Here is a 20,066-nt window from a genome sequence, read left to right on the forward strand (position 1 = left end):
CGATTTAAGGAGAAAATTATGCAGCAGATTTAAAGCGTTACAGCGTCCTCTGCGCGTTTATAAAACGCGCGGCGCTGCACCCGCCTTGACCATCGGGTAGCACCAATCACTTGGTTTTCAGAAGCCACATCTTGCCGGCCATGGTGATGCGGCGCGAATCCTGATCGGCTTCGTCGGCCGTGTTACAACGTTCCAGCAAACCGAACTCGGTCAGTTCGTTGAGCGTCGTTGTCGTCAGGAACTTGATCTTCTGCGGGCGCTCCTTGAAGCGATCGGTTTTGGAATAGGTCACTTCGGCGTTGAGATGGGTCCATTTCTTCGCCGGCTGCGGGTGGAGATCGCCATCCTTGGCCAGTTTCAATCCGCGGATCTGCGTCGGGGTCAATTCAATCATGTCCAGCCTCTATAGGTCGTTTCAAATAGGCAAAGACTGTCCGGTTCGCTTTGAACCGGACAGTCCAAGATTTCACGTGTTTTCGCTTGTCTTTGCGGGAAAACCGGCGCGCATCCGTCACCGACAAACCGTAGCGACGAAACGCTCAGTCTCTTCTGTCTGTCATGGCGCAATAAAGAGCCAAGGATCGATGCCATGTCTGACAAGACGTGGCGCCGCCATTCGAAAATGTCGCCGGCATGTAGCCGCGCCAATTCGCTTCAGACCCTAAGATGGGTCGATGGTCATGCAGTAAGCTGCCGGGACCCACGAGTCCACCAATATTTCACGGCGACTCGCGTCGACCGCGCGCATGCTCACTCCGGCACCGGCACATCCATGCGCTCCAGATGCAGAATACGCGGTGATACGGCATCGATAAAGCGTTGCGCCCGACCGATATAGATGAGCGTCGCATCGTTTAGTTGCGTCATGACTTGGCTGAGCGCCACAGCCGTTTCCTGCTCGATGCCATCGAGCACGTCGTTGAAAATTACCCAGCGCGGCTTGCGCAACAGGATATGCGCGAAGGTCAGCGCCATCTGTTCGTCCTTGTCCAGCACCCGATCCCAGCGCTGGCGATCGTCCAGCGCGCTCGCAAACTTGCCAAGCTTGACCGCTTTCAACGCCAGCACCATCGCCTCGTCGCCGTAGACGGAGCCATCCTCGGGATAGGCGAGAATATCGCGCAGCCGTCCCTCGGGCATGTAGGGCGTCTGCGGCACAAACAGAATGTGATCCTCCTCCGGCAGGCGGATCAGCCCTTCGCCATAGGGCCAGAGCCCGGCGATGGCATTAAAGAATTGCCGCCGGTTGATGCCCGGGTCACCATTGACCATCACCCGCTCGCCAGCGAGGATGACAGGGTTTTCTTCTTTGAGGTGATAACCGCCCCAATGGGCCTCGGCCTCGACCGGGGTGCGAATATAGAGATCCTCAAAGGACAGTTCGCCCGGCTTGCCGGCCTCGATCCGGATCTGACCGTCCACCGTCTCCGTCAGATCAGGCTCTGTCAGAGCGGCGCGCAGCACCATCACCCGCAGCAGGGTGGCCTTCCAGTCAGCTATGGCGCCGAAATTGTCGACATACCAGCGCAGCGCCGTATAGACCTGGGTAAAGGCAGAGGCCGCCATCATCAAGCCGCCGAAGGTCATCGTGCCGCCGAAATAGGCGGGAGAGGCAATCAGGACAGGCACGATCAGCGCCAACCAGCCGAAGGCCGCCGACACCCAGGTAAGATTGGTCAAGGCGACCGCCAGCTTGCGGATGATGGCGAGAACCCGGTCAATGGTTGCATGAATGCGCGCTCGCTCGACGTCCTCGCCCCGCGCCAGCGCAATCGGCTCCAGATGTTCGTTGCCGCGCATCAGTGCCGCACGCAACTCCGCTTCCCGGGCATAGCGGGTCGCGTTCAGACGCGTCAACGTCGCCCCAACCAGATTGCTTGCGACAGCCGCTCCGCCGGCATAAATCAAAGCGCCCCATACCATATAGCCGGGAATGGCGATCTGGTGGCCGAAGATCGGCAGAGAAAAATCGCCCGACAATTTCCAAAGCACGCTGACGAAACTGATCAGCAGGATGGTAGACTGAACGAGGCCGACGGAGAGCGATGTCGTGGATTCCGCGAGCTTGCGCGCATCTTCATGCAGACGCTGGTCGGGATTGACGCCGAGCGGGCTGGAGACCGATAGCCGATAAGCGCGCCTGCCCTTCAGCCATTGATCCACCATGTCACGCGCAAGGCCTTCGCGCATGTAGAGCGCGGTCATCTGACTAAAATAGGTCTGCGCGACATTGATGACGAGAAGAAAGGCGGCAATGAAAAAGAAGTTGCGCAATTCCAGCCAGAAGGCCGGCAAGTCCCGATTTTCCAGCGCATTGTAAAAAGGCTGGTTCCAGCGATTGAGCAGGATCTGGCCGTAGGTCAAAAGCAGGATGACCACGAGCAAGGACAGGGACAGAAGAATGATCCGGCCCCGGACATGGCTCGACCAAAAGGACTGGCCGGCCATGCGAAGCTGCTCGGCAAATGTCAGGTCCGGGGCGGCGGGTTCGTTATCCGGAAGTTGAGCTTGAGATACGATCATTAATGCTGGTCGGCCATGAAGGAAGTTCCGTTTCCTATCATGCCCGCGATAGCGCTTTTGCGCTACCGCCCAATCAGAAAAAGCCGCTCAAAATCATGAGCCGTGACATACGAACAGTGTCAACGAGAGGGAGCCACCTTGGGGACGAGGATCGCTTCCGGTTTCGCCACCATCAAAAAATCTTTGGCTGGCTTATAGTTCGTGGTCTTCTTTTTGGAATAGTCCGGCGTGACCAGGCCTGGAAGCATTCCGGACCCGTGAACGCTCTCGTCTATCGGAAAGTAACTTTCCTGTTTCGGATTTTGAAGATTGACCGCCGTCTGATGGACACATTGGGTCCGCCTGGCTTCTTCTGGATGCCAACGATAGATGTTCGAAGTCCAGACCTCGACCTTCATCATCACGACGCCATTACGACTGATCTCCTCAATGAACTGCCAGTTTACGTTCAATGAGCCGGTCGCAAATTGCCAATCGTGATTTTGAAAGTATTTCTGAGGAATATCAACGCTGCCTGATGATACGGGAGATGGCTGAGATAAGACCGGGGCGTCCCGCGAATGCTCCAGGCCTGGTTTCTTCGCTTGCGCCCGAGCGGCGTTAATTGCGCCAAATATACGTGCACGCACCCCGGGGTCTTCTTCCATCAATGTCCTAAGCGAGAAATTAATCGGCTCGCCCGAACCGGCAAGATAATGATTGAGGAACTGTTCTGCCCGTCCTCCTTTATCCATGGTCCTCGCCTTGGCAAGAGTCATGATCTGAAGGTCGGACCAAGTCTGGCCGTGGTCTGTGTATTTGCCCGTGAACCGGACCGAGTTGCATACGAAATCAATATCGCTCTTTTCCAGTGGCATGGCAGTGCTCCTCCATCACCCAAAGCAAAAAGTATATTCAACCAACTGCAGCGCCGACAGTTAACCAGAAGGCAGGACAGGACGTCAACGAAATATCTCATTTACGTCAAAAAATGGCGCTAGTAGAGTATTGCTTATAAAGGCTCCAAAATGAAAGTGCACTGCCAAAGCGCGCCGGGCATACGCAACACCTTCCCAGCGATAATTTTCGCCCCTTGTCAGTTTCCTTCCGCGTGGCTAAACCTCCTTCAGATCTAACGGGGTGCAATGGAGTCTGCCATTGCTGAGAGGCCAAAGCGCCAACCCGCGGAACCTGATCCGGCTAACACCGGCGGAGGGATTAGATGCGCTGCTGTCACGCCGCCTTTTCCCCGTCTTGAAACTATTTGAGGAGAAAAGGCCCATGGCCGTGCTGTCCCTGCCCCGTCTTAGATTTGGCCGCTTTGGCTATGGCGCTGCAACCGCGCTGTTTGCAGCCGTTATGGCCGGCGCCCCCGCGGCCCGCGCCGAAGACAAGGTGTTGACCATCTACACTTATGAAAGCTTCATCTCCGAATGGGGTCCTGGCCCGAAGGTGAAGGCTACGTTCGAAAAGACCTGCGGCTGCACCGTCAACTTCGTCGGTCTGGAAGATGGCGTCGCCCTGCTCAACCGGTTGAAGCTCGAAGGCGCGTCCAGCCAAGCGGATCTGGCACTCGGGCTTGACACAAATCTTGTCGAGGAAGCCAAGCAGACCGGTCTGTTTGCCCCGCATGGCATCGACACCTCAAAGGCTCAGGTGCCCGGCGGCTTCAAGGACGATATCTTCGTGCCCTACGACTATGGCCACTTCGCCGTCGTCTATGACACCCAGACGATCAAGAACCCGCCGAAAAGCCTGAAAGATCTGGTCGAGGGCGACCCGTCCCAGAAGATCGTCATCGAAGACCCCCGTACTTCGACGCCAGGCCTCGGCCTGCTCCTCTGGGTCAAGTCTGTCTATGGCAAGGACGCACCGGCGGCTTGGGCCAAGCTCAAGAACCGGGTGCTGACCGTCACCCCGGGCTGGTCGGAAGCCTATGGCCTGTTCACCAAGGGTGAAGTGCCGATGGTGTTTTCCTACACCACGTCGCCGGCCTATCACATCGTCGCGGAGAAGACCGATCGCTATCAGGCCGCCTCCTTCCTCGAAGGCCACTATATCCAGATCGAAGTCGCTGGCCTGCTGAAGAACGCCAAGAACAAGCAATTGGCGCAAGAGTTCCTGACATTCATGCTGACCACAGGCTTCCAGGACGAAATCCCGACGAACAACTGGATGATGCCGGTGACGAAGACCTCGACGCCGCTGCCGGACGCCTTCAACCATCTGGTACAGCCGTCGAAGACCTTCTTGATGAGCCCGGAGGAGGTCGCTGCCAATCGCAAGGCCTGGATCGCGGAATGGCAGGCGGCCATGGCGGCAAAATAACGCCGCTATGGCTGGCGCGCGCGCCCATATGAGGCCGATTGCAGGCGGGGTGATCGGCCTAGCCGGGTTGTTCGGCTTTATCGGATCGGCCGTCTTCTCGCTGCTTGCTGCCACCGGCGGCACCATGCCGACGCTGTCGGACAGCTACACGCTGTCCATCCTGCGCTTCACCCTTGTGCAGGCGTCGCTGTCGACGCTGCTGTCGCTCGCCTTTGCGCTGCCCGTAGCGCTCGCCCTTGCCCGGCAAAGGCAGTTTTTCGGGCGGCGGTGGCTAATCCGGCTGATGGCGCTACCGATGGGCCTGCCGGTCTTGATCGGCGCACTCGGCCTGATCGGCATTTGGGGCCACAATGGTCTCGCCAATCGACTGCTGGCCACGCTGGGCCGCGAAACGCCAGTCAGCATCTACGGCCTTTCCGGCATTCTCCTGGCGCATGTGTTTTTCAACATGCCGCTGGCAACGCGCCTGCTGCTGGCGGGACTTGAGCGGGTGCCGCCCGACTACTGGCGCATGGCCGCCAGCCTTGGCATGGGTTCGGGGCCGATCTTCCGCAGGGTCGAATGGCCGGCGCTGCGCGGCCTGCTCCCTGGCATCGCCGGTCTGATCTTCATGCTCTGCGCCACCAGTTTCACCCTGGTCCTAACGCTTGGCGGCGGGCCGGGCGCAACGACACTGGAAGTCGCGATCTACCAGGCGCTACGCTTCGATTTCGATCCGTCGCGCGCCGTATCGCTCGCTGCTCTGCAACTTGCCGTCACCGCCACTCTGCTCGCGCTGCTGTCACTGCTCCCATCCGTCGATGACAGGACCATCGACGATAACAAGCCGATCTTGCGGCTCGACGGCACCCCATGGTCGGCACGATGCCGCGACGCAACAGTGCTTGTCATAGCCAGCCTGTTCCTGATCGCACCGTTTGCCGAAATCGTCATCGCGGGGCTGAAAGCCGATCTTGGCCGTTTGCTCAACGACCAAGCTCTCTGGCGCGCTATGGCCACAAGCCTTGCGATTGCCGCGCCGGCTGGTCTCGTTGCCCTCGGCCTTAGCCTCCTCTTCATTCGATCCCGCACGGCGCTGGCGGCGTTGCGCCATGGAGGGTTTGCCGCTGCCGGTCTATCACGGTTGATCGGCGCTACCGCATCGCTGGTGCTGCTGGTGCCGGCGATCGTGCTGGCGACCGGTTGGTTCCTGCTGTTGCGCCGCTTTGGCAGCCCTTCGCCTTCGACGGCACCTGTCGTGGTCGCGGCGGTGGTGGTGGCGATCAATGCCATCATGGCCCTGCCCTTCACCATGCGGGTGCTCACCCCCGCCCTTGCCAGCCATCGCCAGCGCACAGCGCGCCTGGCCGAAAGCCTCGGCCTTGCCGGCTTTGCAAAGCTGCGCCATGTCGATTGGCCGGGTCTGCGCCGCCCCCTGCTAACGGCGCTGTCATTCGCGATGGCCCTGTCGCTTGGTGACCTCGGGGCTGTCGCCCTGTTTGGCGCCGATGCGCTAGTCACCCTTCCCTGGCTGATCTATAGCCGCATGGGCAGCTACCGCACAGCCGATGCCGATGGACTGGCGCTGGTGCTTGGTCTTGTCTGCCTCGTGCTGACGGTGGTCGGTACGGCAGGTGGGAAAGAAAGGGATCGATCATGAGAGACAGCGATAAGACAGACGCGATTATCGCTCTCGACGATGTCACGCTACGACTTGGCGGCCAGGACTTTGCCTTTGATCTCAGCGTCACGCCCGGCAAAATGACCGCCATCGCCGGCATGTCCGGTTCCGGCAAGTCCACCCTGCTCAACCTGATTGCCGGTTTCGAGCAACCGGAGACCGGGCGAATCCGGATTTGCGGCAAAGACGTAACCGGGCTTCCACCCGCAGCAAGGCCAGTCTCGCTGGTCTTTCAGGATCATAATCTGTTTGCCCATCTCGATCTCGCCACCAATATCGGCCTTGGCATCGATCCCTCCTTGCGGTTGACCGCCGAGGATAAACAGGCGGTGAGCCAGGCGCTGCAGCGCGTCGGTCTTGCCGGCTTCGAGAAACGCAAGCCATCGACACTATCAGGCGGAGAACGTCAGCGCGCAGCCTTTGCCAGAGCGCTGGTGCGGCGCAAGCCGATCCTGCTGCTGGACGAACCCTTTGCGGCTCTCGATCCGGGCCTACGCGCCAGCATGGCTGACCTTCTCATCGAATTGCAGCGCGAGACCCGCCAGAGTGTGCTGATCGTAACCCATGATCCGCAGGATGTGCAGCGACTGGCAGAAGACGTGTTGTTTCTCGATCAGGGTAAAATTCTAATGCACTGCAATACAAAGCGCTTTCTCTCCGGCGAGGGTCCGGCAGCGATTGCGACTTTTCTTGGCCCTTATCATCGCAGGGATTAGCTATAGCTTCTTTGGCGCATTGCGCCGGTTTGAAAATCGATTCCCGCTTTCCTGACAATGCTCTCGGCCATTATTTCGACGCGACCTGATGTCATGGCGTGGATCGAATATGCACAAATCAATGCCATCATTAACATTTTCTTATCCAAATGACTGATCTTGTGCAGTGCGCAGTTTTATCCAAATCAATAATATGCTGTTAAGGATTTGGAGAAAAATCGTTGGGCCCCTGCTTTGCCGAAGCCGGCAAGGCGTGCAGGCGCTGAAGTTCAAGGGGACGAAGACGGTTCAAGGATGCGCTGCAAGATGATCCCGATGGCACCGGCACGGAACGGCACCCGGCAGACCGCACGGCTGGTCGCAGGACAGCTGCGTCCGGGCGCCAGAGTCGGTACGGCCCTGCGGCTGAGCATTGGTTTTGCCGCGGCGCTGTCGCTATCCGGCTGCCAATCCATGTACGAGCAGTCCTACCAGCCCAATCTCTCGCCCTCGTCATCGCCGCAGATCGTCCAGGAAGTGCAAAAGGACGATCCTCGCGCCCAGATGGGCGCGCGCGAGCACCCGCGCATCGTGGCGAGCTATGGCGGCGAATATCATGACGAGAAGACCGAGCGGCTGGTGGCTAAAATCGCAGGCGCCTTGACGGTCGTTTCCGAAAATCCGCAGCAGTCCTACCGCATCACCATTCTCAATTCGCCTGCCATCAACGCCTTTGCGCTGCCGGGCGGCTATCTCTACGTCACGCGCGGCCTGCTGGCACTTGCCAATGATGCCTCCGAAGTTGCAGCCGTGCTGTCTCATGAGATGGCCCATGTCACCGCCAACCACGGCATCGAGCGGCAGCGGCGCGAAGAAGCCGAGGTGATTGCCAGCCGGGTTGTGGCCGAAGTGCTCTCCAGCGATCTCGCCGGCAAGCAGGCGCTCGCTCGCGGCAAGCTGCGGCTTGCAGCCTTCTCGCGCCAACAGGAGTTACAGGCCGATACGATCGGCGTGCGTACGCTTGGGGAAGCCGGCTACGACCCCTATGCGGCGGCGCGCTTCCTTGATTCCATGGCCGCCTACCAGCATTACAGCTCCGCAGACCCCAATGCCGACCAGAGCATGGACTTCCTGTCCAGCCATCCGAGCACGCCGCAGCGGGTGGAACTTGCCCGCGATCACGCGCGTGCCTTCGGTCCCGACGGAACGACCGGCGACAAGGGCCGCGATTACTTCCTTGATGGCATTGACGGCATGCTCTACGGCGACAGCCCGCAAGAGGGCTATGTGCGCGGCCGCACCTTCCTGCATGGCGGGCTTGGCATCCGCTTCGATGTGCCGGATGGGTTCCAGATCGACAACAAGGTCGAGGCCGTCATGGCCACCGGCCCAGGCGATGTCGCTATCCGGTTCGATGGCGTGGCCGATACTCAAAACCGCAGCCTGACCAATTATATCTCAAGCGGCTGGGTAACCGGCCTGGTGGCTGACAGCATCCGTGAGACCAAGATCAACGGCATGGAGGCGGCAACTGCGCGCGCCACTGCCGACCGCTGGGACTTCGATGTGACGGTCGTGCGTCTCGGCAACCAGATCTTCCGCTTCCTGACCGCTGTGCCCAAGGGTAGCGACCAGTTGGCGCCAACCGCAGATCTGCTGCGCGCGACTTTCCGGCGGATTACGCCCGAGGAAGCAAAAACGCTGAAGCCGCTGCGCGTGCGCGTGGTCACCGTCGCATCCGGCGATACGCTCGCCACCCTGTCTGCCCGAATGATGGGCACCGACAGGAAGCTCGAACTGTTCAAGGTGCTGAACGCCATTCCCGCCGGGCAAACGCTCACGCCGGGAAGCCGGGTGAAGATCATCTCGGAATGAAAAAAGGCGGGAACGACCCGCCTTTAAACCAAATTCAGTTCTGAAATCGAAGCAAAGAAGTGCTCAGGCCACCATCTGCGGATTGGCCTGAACCAGTGCTACCTTCAGCTTTTCCATAGCACGGGTCTCGATCTGACGGACCCGTTCCTTGGAAATGCCGAGTTCGCAGCCAAGCTCTTCAAGGGTAGCACTATCCTCCGACAGGCGCCGGGCGCGGATGATGCGCGTTTCCCGCTCGTTGAGATGGCTCATAGCGCCGCGCAGCCAGTCTAGACGGCGTTCGGTATCGATCATGTCGGATACCTGCTCGTCCGGGGTCGGGTCGTCGCTGGCCAGCATGTCCAGCCGCTCCGCACCTTCTTCGCCATTGTTGGAAATCGGTGCCTGCAGCGACGTATCATTGGACGAAAGACGGGCATCCATCGACTGGACATCGGCAAGGCTGACGCCAAGTGCAGTGGCAATTTCCTGATGAATGGCCTGATCGGTCAGCCGCTTGTCACCTTGGGCAAGTTTGGCACGCAGGCGACGCAGATTGAAAAACAGCGCCTTCTGCGAAGAACTCGTCCCGCCGCGAACGATAGACCAGTTCCGCAAGATGTAATCCTGCATGGAAGCTCGGATCCACCAGCCGGCATAGGTTGAAAAACGCACTTCCCTGGTCGGCTCGAACCTTGCCGCAGCTTCCAGCAGCCCTATATACCCTTCTTGGATGAGGTCACCGAGCGGCAGGCCAAATCCTCGAAACTTCGATGCCATGGCGATGACCAGACGCATATGGGCATGGGCAATACGGTTGCGAGCGGCCTGGTCGTTGCTGTGTTTCCAGCGCACCGCCAGGTCGTGTTCTTCCTGGCGCTCCAGATAAGGCGCTGCCATTGCAATCCGGATAAGCTTCTTGTCGGCTTGTAGGGAATTCATCACAACCTCCATGTGCGCGACCGAAGATCGCGGCCGAGAGAAATTCAACGTTTGAAACCATGACAATAACTGTTTCAATCTTTTACGCTGGCACTTGCCAAACGGATCACTGCGCTCCATTTCTGATGTAGAGCTCGCTAATGTGATGGCGTTCGTCTATGCCGACCCGCGTTCAACGGGCTAAAGTGAAATTTGTTCCGTCGGTGACGTGGACAATCTGTTAAGTGCGCCCTATAGGCGCCGATTATTGTTTCTTCTGAAAATTTGCTGGCACCCGCAGGCGTCCACGCGATTGGGCCTTGAATTTCCTCTGATCTTTCGCCACCTCTGGCGCGCTGCGGGCAGCTGGTGCAACCGTGCCGGACGTCCGCGAAACTTATCAACTGCAGGGCCTATTCTCGAGAATAAACGGCTCAGCGCGGCCCGCAGTGTTTGAGCGATACGGGGAAGATACAATGTCGACAGAACCCGCCGAAAAATCGGCCACGACCACCGCAGAACAGCATGTGTTCGAAGCCGATGTGGCCCGTCTTCTGCATATGATGGTACACTCGGTCTACTCGGATAAGGACGTGTTCCTACGGGAACTGGTGTCGAATGCCGCCGATGCCTGCGAGAAGCTGCGCTACGAAGCCATCACCACGCCAGGCCTGCTGGCGGAGGATCCGGATCCGCGCATCCGGCTGCTGCTGGACGCCGAACAGCGGCAACTGATCGTCGAAGATAACGGTATCGGCATGAGCCGCGGGGAGCTGGTCGAGGCGCTCGGTACGATTGCCCGTTCCGGCACCCGCGCCTTCATGGAAAAGATCGAAGCCAGCAAGGCGCAGGAGGAGGGTGCGAACGGTGGTGCGCAGCTCATCGGCCAGTTCGGCGTCGGCTTCTATTCCTGCTTCATGGTCGCCGATCGCGTCGATGTCGCCACCCGTCGCGCCGGCGAAGCGCAGGCCTGGATGTGGTCCTCCGACGGCAAGGGCAGCTACTCGATCAGCGAATTGGATGCAGCCAGCGCACCCGCGCGGGGCACCCGCATCACCCTGCATCTGATGGAAGAGGCAAAGGATTATACCTCGCGCCATCAGGTCGAGCGGATCGTCAAGCAGCAGTCCGGCCATGTTCCCGTTCCGATTTCGCTGATCGAAAAACCAGGCGCAGAACCGGTGAACATCACCGATGGGTCGGCGCTCTGGACCCGCTCCAAATCCGAGATCAGCAAGGAAGACTACGCCGATTTCTATCGCGGCATCTCCGGGCAGTATGACGAGCCGGCCCTGACGGTGCATTTCCACGCCGAAGGCCGGCATGATTACCGCACGCTGGCCTTTGTACCCGGCACACCGCCGTTCGACCTGTTCGATCCTGATCGCAAGGGTCGCATCAAGCTCTACGTAAAGCGCGTGTTCATTACCGACGATGCCGAGCTTCTGCCGCGCTATCTGCGCTTCGTGCGTGGCCTGGTCGACACAGCCGATCTGCCGCTCAACGTATCGCGGGAAATGATCCAGGAAAGCCCGATCCTGTCAGCCATTCGCAAGGGCGTCACCAACCGCGTCCTGACTGCGCTTGAGAAGCTGGCCGAGAGCGAGCCGGAAACCTATCTGACGGTCTGGCAGAATTTCGGCGCCGTGCTAAAAGAAGGGATTTACGAGGATTTCGAGCGGCGCAGCCAGTTGCTCGGCCTTGCCCGCTTCCGGACCACGACGTCAGGTGAAGACCTGCGCAGCCTGGCCGACTACGTTAAGGACATGAAGCCGGAACAGGATACGATCTATTACCTGACCGGCAGCAGCCTGGAGCAGATCAAGGCGTCGCCGCAGCTGGAAGGGTTCCGCGCTCGCGGTATCGAGGTGCTGCTGCTATCCGATCAGGTCGACAGTTTCTGGGTGATGAATGCCCCTGATTTCGAGGGCAAGACGCTGAAGTCCGTCAGCCAGGGTGCCGCCGATCTGGCCAAATTTGCCAAGCCGGACGGCGCATCCAAGGATGGTGAAGACAAGCCGGAAGAGGCAAAGGCCGATATTGCCGCCTTCCTGGTGCTTGCCAAGGAAGAGTTGAAGGATGACGTTGCCGACGTACGAGCCTCCGACCGGTTGACGGAAAGCCCCGTTTGCCTGGTCGCGGCAGAAACCGGCTACGACCGGCAGCTGGAGAAGATCCTGGCAGGAGCCGGCCAGTTGGCATCTACGTCTAAGCCGGTGCTCGAACTGAATGCGGACCATGCCCTGGTTAAGGCCATGGCCCACGCAAAGCATGCGCCTGCCCTGCAGAACGATGCCATTCACCTGCTCTACGACCAGGCACGCATCCTTGATGGCGAAAAGCCAGCCGATGCTCGCGCCTTTGCCGAACGCATGGGCCGGCTGCTTGAAAAAGCACTCGGCGCCTGACAAGCGGCAGATATAGGCATCACAAAAAAGGCCCGGCCTGCGTGAGCAAGCCGGGCCTTTTTCAATTGAGCTTGAATTATTCTACAGCGTCGGCGGAGTCAGCATTGAGCTGACCGTATTTCTCGGCGCCGAGCTTGGAGAACAGCTCGAGCTGTGTTTCGAGGAAGTCGATATGACCTTCCTCATCCATCAGCAGTTGTTCGAACAGCTTCATGCTGACGTAATCACCAGCCTGATAACAGATGTCACGGGATTCCTTGTAGGCCGCGCGGGCGTCGTATTCGCCAGCCAAGTCGGCTTCCAGCACTTCCTTGACATTCTGACCGATACGCAGCGGTGCGAGCGTCTGCAGGTTCGGATGACCTTCCAGGAAGATAATGCGCGCGACGAGCTTGTCGGCGTGCTGCATTTCCTCGATTGATTCTGCCCGTTCCTTCTTGGCGAGCTTGGTGTAGCCCCAGTCTTCTAGAAGACGGTAATGCAGCCAATACTGATTTACGGCGCCCAGTTCCAGGAACAGAGCCTGGTTCAAACGTTCAATTACTTTTGCATCGCCCTTCATGGCAAAACCCCTATTTTCAAAAAACTCGCCCACATGACCGCGCCGCCATCGGTGCCTGATCGTGAGTAACGTGTCACAGTTTACAGCACGCGGCGTCTCGCGCCAGCGATTTGCCGAGGCGCCGATAAAAGCAGGATTGGGTCATCAAGTCGAGAGTATTTTTTAGAATGATTCCAAAAACTCGGATCACGCATGCATGCAAAAACCCCGCTCAATGGCGGGGTTGGCAACAGATCAGCGTGATAGATGAAAAAGACAACCGCTTGAAAGGCTGAGGATATTTACGCTAAGCGCGACAAATATTCCCATGCAACCAGCGCCAATGTCATGCGGTACGGTTGACGCGATTGCGACGCTCGATCAACTCGTTCTTCTGTTCTTCCTGGAAACGCTTCAGGCGCTCCATGAAATCGACGACCTTTTCATCGTCGCTGGCGCGCTTGGCGTGGAAGGCCTGGGTTGTGGAAACGATAATATCAACGACGTTCGGGAAACAGCCGCAGCAACGGCCGCGCTTTTCCATCGCATGATAGACTTTTGCAGGCACGATCAGCTGCCAACAGTCTTCTTCCAGGAAGGCCGTGATCGTGTCGCGGATTTCCTGTTCGGTGATGAAATTACAGCTGCATACCAACATCGGCTTCAGTCCGTCAAACATGACATTCACTGTCTCGTTTTATGGCTAAACAAGACAGGCTCTGTCAAGAAAAAAGCTGAAGATCACGCGGATGTGGGGTCACGACCGTTCAAAAATATGACCAGCCTCTGATCAGGACCGGTGATAAGGGTGGCCGGAAAGAATCGTGACGGCTCGGTAGAGCTGCTCGGCGAGCATAATCCGCACCATCTGGTGCGGCCAGGTCATACGGCCGAGATTGAGGTTGAGATCGGCACGATCGCGGAAATCAGGATCGAGCCCGTCGGCACCGCCGATGACGATCACCATGTCACGCCGCCCGCGATCCTTGTGGTCACCGAGATAGGTGGCGAATTCCTGGCTGTCCCAGCTCTTGCCGCGCTCATCGAGCGCGATCACCAGGGGATTGTCAGGCATGGCCTTTTCGATTTGCGCCGCCTCTTCACGCTTGCGGGTCGCCGCGTTGGAGGCCCGACTCTCGGTGAGTTCGCTGACGCGCGCAAATTCCAATCCGCTCGCCGGCCCTGCCTTGGCGAAACGGTCCAGATAGCGGGACACGAGATCTTTTTCAGGCCCGGCTTTCAACCGGCCGACGGCAATGATGCCTATCCGCATCCCAATCCTCTTTAGGGTCCTGAAGCGAAGCGCACAAAACAAGCTTGCCGCAGCGACGAGTGCTGCCAGCTATAGTGCCAAAGTCTTGCACGCCCAAAATCGGCAATGCCAATCAGGGCTCAGACCCGCTTTTAGTCGACACATCGGCCTTCCTGCATCCGTTCGGACGCAAGTGCTGTTCGTGTCGTGTTTGACATGATCGAGGCCGCCTTATGGTGGCTCGAACTCTGTCAGTGCAGGCGGCTTTCCTCGATATCCGGCGCGGCCCACATCTTTTCGATGTTGTAGAACTCGCGGATTTCGGGGCGGAAGACGTGCACGATGATGTCTCCGGCGTCGATCAACACCCAGTCGCCGGTCTCGAGGCCTTCTACGCGCGGTGCGCCAAGACCTTCATCCTTAAGATCGGAAACGAGATGTTCGCAGATCGCCACGACATGACGGGAAGAGCGACCGGACACGACCACCATGTAGTCGCCCAGCGCGGATTTCCCAGCGATGTCGATAGAGACGATATCTTCTGCTTTCGAGTCCTCAAGGCTCGTGAGGACCAGCTCAAGCGCGCGGGCTGCGGCATCGACGCCACGTTCCGGGCTTTTCGGGATCGCGATGGAGACGCGGCCCTTGGTGTGTACTGTTGTCAGAGTTTGTCCTTTCCGTGAGTAACAGCACGAAGCGACTCAGTGACAACCATTGCCACTGGTCACTGTTAAGGTGGCATCGAATAGTTAATCTTTCAAGACGGGGACCTTGCGAAGCGCCGTGGAGCTCAAGGTGGAGCGCGGCCCATGAATGAAGGTCCAGGCCGGCGCCTGTCGGCGCCAAAGCACGCCGGCATCGCTTTCATCGACACGTGCAAAATCGAACCGCTGGGCCATCTTCGACGAAAGGTAAGCGAGTGTTGCGCCGGGACGATCAATCACCGCGATCGGGAAGGTCATGGCGATTTTCTGCCAGTTCTGCCAGTGATGGAACGAGCGCAGGTTGTCGGCGCCCATGATCCAGATGAAATGCACATGCGGATTGAGCCGCTTCACATATTCAAGCGTATGAGCGGTATAACTGTTTCCAAGCCCGACCTCAAAGGCTGTCACCTTCAGTCGCGGATCTTCGGCCATGGCCTCGCACAGCGCCAATCGCTCGGCAAGTGGCGCCAACTGGCTACGGCTCTTCAGGGGATTCCCCGGGGTTACCATCCACCAGAGCTGGTCGAGCCCGAGCCGGCGCAAGGCGATTTCCGCCACCAGCACATGTCCCTGGTGCGGGGGATTGAACGATCCGCCAAACAGGCCGACCACCATGCCGCGCTCCGTGTGCGGCATACGCAGGTAACGTCCCGCCACATCAGGGTGGGTCACATCCTCGGTCACGGCATGGTCCACATCAGGGCCTGATCTGCCCGGTGCCATGCACGCGGTACTTGAATGAGGTCAATTGCTCGACCCCAACGGGACCGCGCGCGTGCATTTTGCCAGTCGCGATGCCGATTTCTCCTCCCATGCCGAATTCACCGCCATCGGCAAACTGTGTCGAGGCATTGTGGACCAGGATGGCCGAGTCGATCTCGTTGAAGAACCGCTCGACCACTTCAGGGTCTTCGGCAATGACAGCTTCGGTGTGATTGGAGGAATAGCGGGCGATATGATCGATCGCCCCGCCGATCCCGTCGACGACGGCCACGGAAATGATCGCATCGAGATATTCCGTGCGCCAATCCTCATCCACCGCCGGCTTAAAGCCCGGAAACACCTTCAGCACTGTCGCAGACGCACGGATTTCGCAGCCGGCTTCAGTCAGCGCTTCCAGGATAGGCATCAGATGGCTGCCGATAGCGGCACTGTCGATCAGCAGCGTCTCCGCTGAGCCGCAAATGCCGGTACGGCGCATCTTGGCATTGACGACAATGCGCTTGGCCATGTCGAGATCGGACGAACCATCGACATAGACGTGGCAAATCCCTTCCAGATGCGAGAACACAGGCACCCGCGCATCCGCCTGAACGCGCGCAACCAGGCTCTTGCCGCCGCGCGGCACGATCACGTCAATGCTGCCGTTTAACCCGGTCAGCATAGCGCCAACAGCCGCCCGATCCGTGACCGGCACCAGTTGAATAGCCTCTTGCGGCAGTCCAGCCGCTTTCAAACCCTCCACAAGGCAGGTGTGAATTGCGCGCGACGAATGCACCGAATCTGAACCGCCGCGCAGAATGACGGCATTGCCGGATTTGAGGCAAAGCGCACCGGCATCGGCCGTCACATTGGGGCGGCTTTCGTAGATCACTCCGATGACGCCGAGCGGCGTGCGCACCCGCTCGATCTTCAAACCGTTAGGACGATCCCAAGCATCGATAACATCGCCAACCGGATCTTTCAGCGCCGCCACCTCGCGCAAGCCCTGGGCCATGCCGTCTACGCGCGCGTCGTTGAGCGTCAAACGGTCGACCAGGGAAGAGCTCAAGCCAGCCTCGGCAGCAGCCTTCAGGTCGATGGCGTTGGCGGCCAAGATCTCGGCCTTCCGCTCGATGATCGCCTGCGCCATCGCAAGAAGGGCAGCGTTCTTCTGCTGCGTCGACGCCACGGCAAGCGGTCGCGCCGCGGCCTTGGCCTTGGCGCCGATTTCCAGCATCAACGCTTCGATACCATTCGCTTTGGCAACCGCATCAAGCATGGGCTTCGTCCTTCTTTCGTATCGTCTTTCCGGCCGTTTCGGTCATGACGAGATCGTCGCGGTGGATCATTGCCGCACGGCCGGCATAGCCGAGCAATGCCTCGATTTCCGCCGATTTGTGACCGGCAATCCGCCTCGCTTCATCTGCGTCATAGCCTGCCAGGCCGCGCGCGATCTCCCGGCCTTCGCGGCCGATCACCGAAATCGTATCGCCGCGATGAAACTGGCCGGCAACTTCACGCACGCCAGCCGGAAGCAGGCTCTTGCCGGCCCTGAGCGCGGTTTCCGCACCCGCATCGACGGTGAGAATACCAGCCGGCTGCAATTGGCCGGCAATCCACGTCTTGCGCGCGGTAACCGGCATGGCCGAGGGCGCAAACCAGGAATGAGCGGCCCCTTCGTCGATGCCCTTGAGCGGATGCAGAAGCTTGCCCGATGTAATGATCATGGCGCAGCCGGCACCGGTGGCAATCTTTCCGGCATCGATCTTGGTGCGCATGCCTCCACGCGACAATTCGGATGCGGCACCGCCCGCCATCGCCTCGATTTCCAGCGTGATTTCAGAGATCACCGGCAACAGTTTCGCCTCCGGGTCGAGATGCGGCGGAGCGGTATAAAGGCCGTCTATATCGGAAAGCAGGATCAGGAGATCCGCGCCGGTCATGGTCGCAACGCGCGCCGCCAAGCGATCATTGTCGCCATAGCGGATCTCCGTCGTCGCCACCGTATCGTTTTCGTTGATGATCGGCACGGCACCGAGCTTCAGCAACTGGTTGATCGTAGCACGGGCATTGAGATAGCGGCGGCGCTCTTCGGTATCGCCAAGCGTGAGCAGGATCTGACCTGCCACGATATCCGAACGCGACAGGCTCTCCGACCAATGCCGAGCAAGCGCGATCTGCCCTACCGCTGCAGCCCCTTGGCTTTCCTCGAGCTTCAACGCGCCTGACGGCAGCTTCAGCACCGTGCGGCCAAGCGCAATGGCACCAGATGACACGACGAGGATCTCAACACCCTTGGCCCTCAATGCCGCGATATCGTCACAGACAGCATCGAGCCAGGCATGTTTCAGCCCGGCACCACGATCGACCAGCAGCGCCGAGCCAATCTTGATGACGATCCGCTTATAGCCGGAAAGAGAGGCAAGCGGTGCGCTCATTCCTCATCCTCCTCGCTTTCCTCGAGCCGGTCTTCCAGCTTGTGGCGCTGCTTTTTCGGCCGCTGCGAAATCGTCTCGTCGTCATAGCGACGGTTTTCGACAATCACATCGCGCAGCGCGCGCAGCACCTCAAGCATGCCCTTGCCGGTAATGGCAGAGATCAGCATCGGCTTCTTGCCGCAGGCCTTTTGCAGAGCCTTCGCCTTCTTCTTCAGCTCATCTTCGTCGAGCACATCGATCTGAGACAATGCAACGATCTCGGGCTTGTCTTCCAGCCCGCCGTCGTAAGCTTCCAGTTCATGGGACACGGTCCTATAGGCAAGCGCAACATCCTCTTCCTGGGCGGAGACAAGATGCAGCAGCACCCGGGTGCGCTCGACATGGCCGAGGAATCGGTCGCCGATACCGACGCCTTCATGGGCACCTTCGATCAGGCCCGGAATATCGGCGAGAATGAATTCGCGCTCGTCCACGGTCGCCACACCAAGATTGGGATGCAGCGTCGTAAAGGGATAGTTTGCGATCTTCGGCCGCGCACGGGTAACAGCAGCGAGGAAGGTCGATTTGCCGGCATTGGGCAAGCCAACAAGACCGGCATCGGCAATCAGCTTCAGCCGCAGCCAAATGGTCTTTTCTTCGCCCTCGAGGCCAGGATTGGCCCAGTCAGGCGCCTGGTTGGTCGCAGATTTGAAATGCGCGTTGCCGAAGCCGCCATTGCCGCCGGCGGCCAGACGGAAGCGCTGGCCTTCCACGACCATGTCGATGATCAGTGTCTCGCCATCCTCTTCGAAGATCTGGGTGCCGACAGGCACTTTGAGCGTCACATGATCGCCATTGGCGCCGGTGCGGTTACGCCCCATGCCATGGGTGCCCACAGAGGCCTTGAAATGCTGCTGGAAGCGGAAGTCGATCAGCGTGTTGAGACCGTTGACCGCCTCCACCCAGACATCGCCACCACGACCGCCATCGCCGCCATCAGGTCCGCCGAATTCGATGAATTTCTCACGACGGAAGGACACGGCACCTGCGCCGCCATCGCCGGAACGGATGTAAACTTTGGCTTCGTCGAGAAATTTCATGGGACTGTCGTGCTTCCTGTGCCAGGATACCTTGAATTGCGGCCATCGTTATCGCCGCTTGACGCGGAGGTCAAAGAGTATCGTGCGTTTCGTGAGTTACAATATCCAATACGGCATGGGTCTGGACGGGAAATTCGATCCCATCAGGATCGCCGCGAACATCGAGAACGCCGACGTTATCGCCCTTCAAGAGGTCACCCGCGGCTCGCCCGCCAATGGGGGTGCCGACCTGCCGGAGATCTTTGCCAACCACTTTCCGGACTACCACTGGGTCTATGGCCCCGCCTGCGATCTGCATGCTTCCTCCGCCCTGATCAAAGGCCGCCGCGTCGACAAGCGGTACCAATTCGGTAACATGATCCTCTCGCGCTGGCCTATCCTCGCTAACCGGATGCTGCTTTTGCCGCGCACCCGCACCTTCGAAAAGCTCAATACCCAGCGCGCCGCGACCGAGGCAGTGATCGATGCGCCCGGCGGCCCGTTGCGGGTCTATTCCGTCCATCTCGATCATGTCGCGCCAAGTGAACGTATCACCCAGATCCGCTACCTCAAAGAACGTGCCATCAACTTCATCCAGGAGGGCGGTGCGATAACCGGCGGCGAGGAGTTCGGCCTGCCGCAACCGCCGCTGCCCGAGGATTTTCTGCTGCTCGGCGATTTCAACATGCAGCCGGGATCGCTCGAATATGTCGAAATGACCGGCATCGAAGACGCCTATTACGGCCACACGGCCCGCGCCGACGTGCCTCTGGACGCGCTCGCCCGCCTCGGGAAACTGACGCCCGGCTGCTATAGCTGGGAGGAAACCGGACATCCGGAACGCCGCATGCATCTCGATTACTGCTTCCTGAGCGGATCACTGGCCCCACGGTTAAAGTCTGCCCATGTCGACACCAATGCCGTCGGTTCGGACCATTTTCCGGTATGGGTGGAACTGACGTAATATCGGGACGGCGGATCAGTGATCTGCCGTCCCCTT

At 59.2% G+C, this 20,066-nt stretch carries 18 protein-coding genes and 1 riboswitch; of the genes, 6 read left to right on the forward strand and 12 right to left on the reverse strand.

Going from position 1 to position 20,066, the window contains the following annotated elements:
- Window positions 1-106 precede the first annotated feature (106 nt).
- The 3 genes from BJF91_RS18045 to BJF91_RS18055 form a co-directional block, all read right to left on the reverse strand.
- On the reverse strand, window positions 107-394 hold the full coding sequence (locus BJF91_RS18045) for a hypothetical protein (RefSeq protein WP_075615915.1): 288 nt from the start codon (window positions 392-394) through the stop codon (window positions 107-109).
- Window positions 395-750: 356 nt separating this feature from the next.
- Window positions 751-2,523: an ABC transporter ATP-binding protein/permease gene (locus tag BJF91_RS18050; protein WP_075615916.1), complete on the reverse strand. Its 1,773-nt coding sequence runs from the start codon at window positions 2,521-2,523 to the stop codon at window positions 751-753.
- 119 nt (window positions 2,524-2,642) lie between these two features.
- Window positions 2,643-3,380 carry a hypothetical protein gene (locus BJF91_RS18055; protein ID WP_075615917.1) on the reverse strand — a complete coding sequence of 246 codons (738 nt, stop codon included), beginning with the start codon at window positions 3,378-3,380 and terminating at the stop codon, window positions 2,643-2,645.
- Between the two features lie 248 nt (window positions 3,381-3,628).
- Window positions 3,629-3,737, forward strand: a riboswitch (TPP riboswitch).
- A gap of 124 nt (window positions 3,738-3,861) precedes the next feature.
- Between BJF91_RS18055 and thiB the strand changes: the two genes are divergently transcribed.
- The 4 genes from thiB (at window position 3,862) to BJF91_RS18075 (ending at window position 9,060) form a co-directional block, all read left to right on the forward strand.
- Entirely contained in the window at window positions 3,862-4,830 is a 969-nt protein-coding gene (gene thiB / locus BJF91_RS18060; RefSeq protein WP_075616090.1) for a thiamine ABC transporter substrate binding subunit, read from the forward strand.
- 7 nt (window positions 4,831-4,837) lie between these two features.
- Entirely contained in the window at window positions 4,838-6,469 is a 1,632-nt protein-coding gene (gene thiP / locus BJF91_RS18065; RefSeq protein WP_075615918.1) for a thiamine/thiamine pyrophosphate ABC transporter permease ThiP, read from the forward strand.
- On the forward strand, window positions 6,466-7,206 hold the full coding sequence (thiQ, locus tag BJF91_RS18070) for a thiamine ABC transporter ATP-binding protein (RefSeq protein ID WP_075615919.1): 741 nt from the start codon (window positions 6,466-6,468) through the stop codon (window positions 7,204-7,206). Before thiP ends, thiQ begins: the two co-directional genes overlap by 4 nt.
- Window positions 7,207-7,521: 315 nt before the next feature.
- Window positions 7,522-9,060 carry a M48 family metalloprotease gene (locus BJF91_RS18075; protein WP_456061817.1) on the forward strand — a complete coding sequence of 513 codons (1,539 nt, stop codon included), beginning with the start codon at window positions 7,522-7,524 and terminating at the stop codon, window positions 9,058-9,060.
- A 63-nt stretch (window positions 9,061-9,123) separates the two neighbouring features.
- Here BJF91_RS18075 and BJF91_RS18080 read toward each other — a convergent pair whose 3' ends face one another.
- Window positions 9,124-9,981 carry an RNA polymerase factor sigma-32 gene (locus BJF91_RS18080; RefSeq protein WP_075615920.1) on the reverse strand — a complete coding sequence of 286 codons (858 nt, stop codon included), beginning with the start codon at window positions 9,979-9,981 and terminating at the stop codon, window positions 9,124-9,126.
- 455 nt (window positions 9,982-10,436) lie between these two features.
- Between BJF91_RS18080 and htpG the strand changes: the two genes are divergently transcribed.
- On the forward strand, window positions 10,437-12,368 hold the full coding sequence (gene htpG / locus BJF91_RS18085; RefSeq protein ID WP_075615921.1) for a molecular chaperone HtpG: 1,932 nt from the start codon (window positions 10,437-10,439) through the stop codon (window positions 12,366-12,368).
- A gap of 76 nt (window positions 12,369-12,444) precedes the next feature.
- Here htpG and bfr read toward each other — a convergent pair whose 3' ends face one another.
- From bfr to obgE, 8 genes are all read right to left on the reverse strand, one after another.
- Window positions 12,445-12,930 carry a bacterioferritin gene (bfr, locus tag BJF91_RS18090; protein ID WP_075615922.1) on the reverse strand — a complete coding sequence of 162 codons (486 nt, stop codon included), beginning with the start codon at window positions 12,928-12,930 and terminating at the stop codon, window positions 12,445-12,447.
- A gap of 325 nt (window positions 12,931-13,255) precedes the next feature.
- Complete coding sequence (locus BJF91_RS18095; RefSeq protein WP_075616092.1) at window positions 13,256-13,567, reverse strand: (2Fe-2S)-binding protein; 312 nt, start codon at window positions 13,565-13,567, stop codon at window positions 13,256-13,258.
- A gap of 132 nt (window positions 13,568-13,699) precedes the next feature.
- On the reverse strand, window positions 13,700-14,182 hold the full coding sequence (gene rlmH, locus BJF91_RS18100; RefSeq protein WP_075615923.1) for a 23S rRNA (pseudouridine(1915)-N(3))-methyltransferase RlmH: 483 nt from the start codon (window positions 14,180-14,182) through the stop codon (window positions 13,700-13,702).
- Window positions 14,183-14,412: 230 nt separating this feature from the next.
- Window positions 14,413-14,826 (reverse strand): ribosome silencing factor, encoded by a 414-nt coding sequence (rsfS, locus tag BJF91_RS18105; RefSeq protein WP_075615924.1) that lies wholly within the window; start codon window positions 14,824-14,826, stop codon window positions 14,413-14,415.
- Between the two features lie 84 nt (window positions 14,827-14,910).
- Window positions 14,911-15,591, reverse strand: a complete 681-nt coding sequence (locus BJF91_RS18110; protein WP_075615925.1) for a nicotinate-nucleotide adenylyltransferase — start codon at window positions 15,589-15,591, stop codon at window positions 14,911-14,913.
- A complete protein-coding gene (locus tag BJF91_RS18115; RefSeq protein WP_075615926.1) occupies window positions 15,566-16,849 on the reverse strand; it encodes a glutamate-5-semialdehyde dehydrogenase in 1,284 nt (427 codons plus the stop codon). Before BJF91_RS18115 ends, BJF91_RS18110 begins: the two co-directional genes overlap by 26 nt.
- The gene (gene proB / locus BJF91_RS18120) at window positions 16,842-18,008 is read right to left on the reverse strand and encodes a glutamate 5-kinase (protein ID WP_075615927.1); all 1,167 of its coding nucleotides are present in this window, start codon (window positions 18,006-18,008) and stop codon (window positions 16,842-16,844) included. Before proB ends, BJF91_RS18115 begins: the two co-directional genes overlap by 8 nt.
- The gene (gene obgE / locus BJF91_RS18125) at window positions 18,005-19,087 is read right to left on the reverse strand and encodes a GTPase ObgE (RefSeq protein ID WP_075615928.1); all 1,083 of its coding nucleotides are present in this window, start codon (window positions 19,085-19,087) and stop codon (window positions 18,005-18,007) included. Before obgE ends, proB begins: the two co-directional genes overlap by 4 nt.
- Window positions 19,088-19,169: 82 nt before the next feature.
- On the opposite strand from obgE, the gene BJF91_RS18130 reads away from it, so the two are divergent.
- Window positions 19,170-20,030, forward strand: coding sequence for an endonuclease/exonuclease/phosphatase family protein (locus tag BJF91_RS18130; RefSeq protein WP_075616093.1), 861 nt, complete (start codon window positions 19,170-19,172; stop codon window positions 20,028-20,030).
- The last annotated feature ends 36 nt before the right edge of the window (window positions 20,031-20,066 follow it).

Origin of the sequence: Gillisella taibaishanensis (assembly GCF_001938985.1) — a bacterium.
Classification (GTDB): domain Bacteria; phylum Pseudomonadota; class Alphaproteobacteria; order Rhizobiales; family Rhizobiaceae; genus Allorhizobium; species Allorhizobium taibaishanense.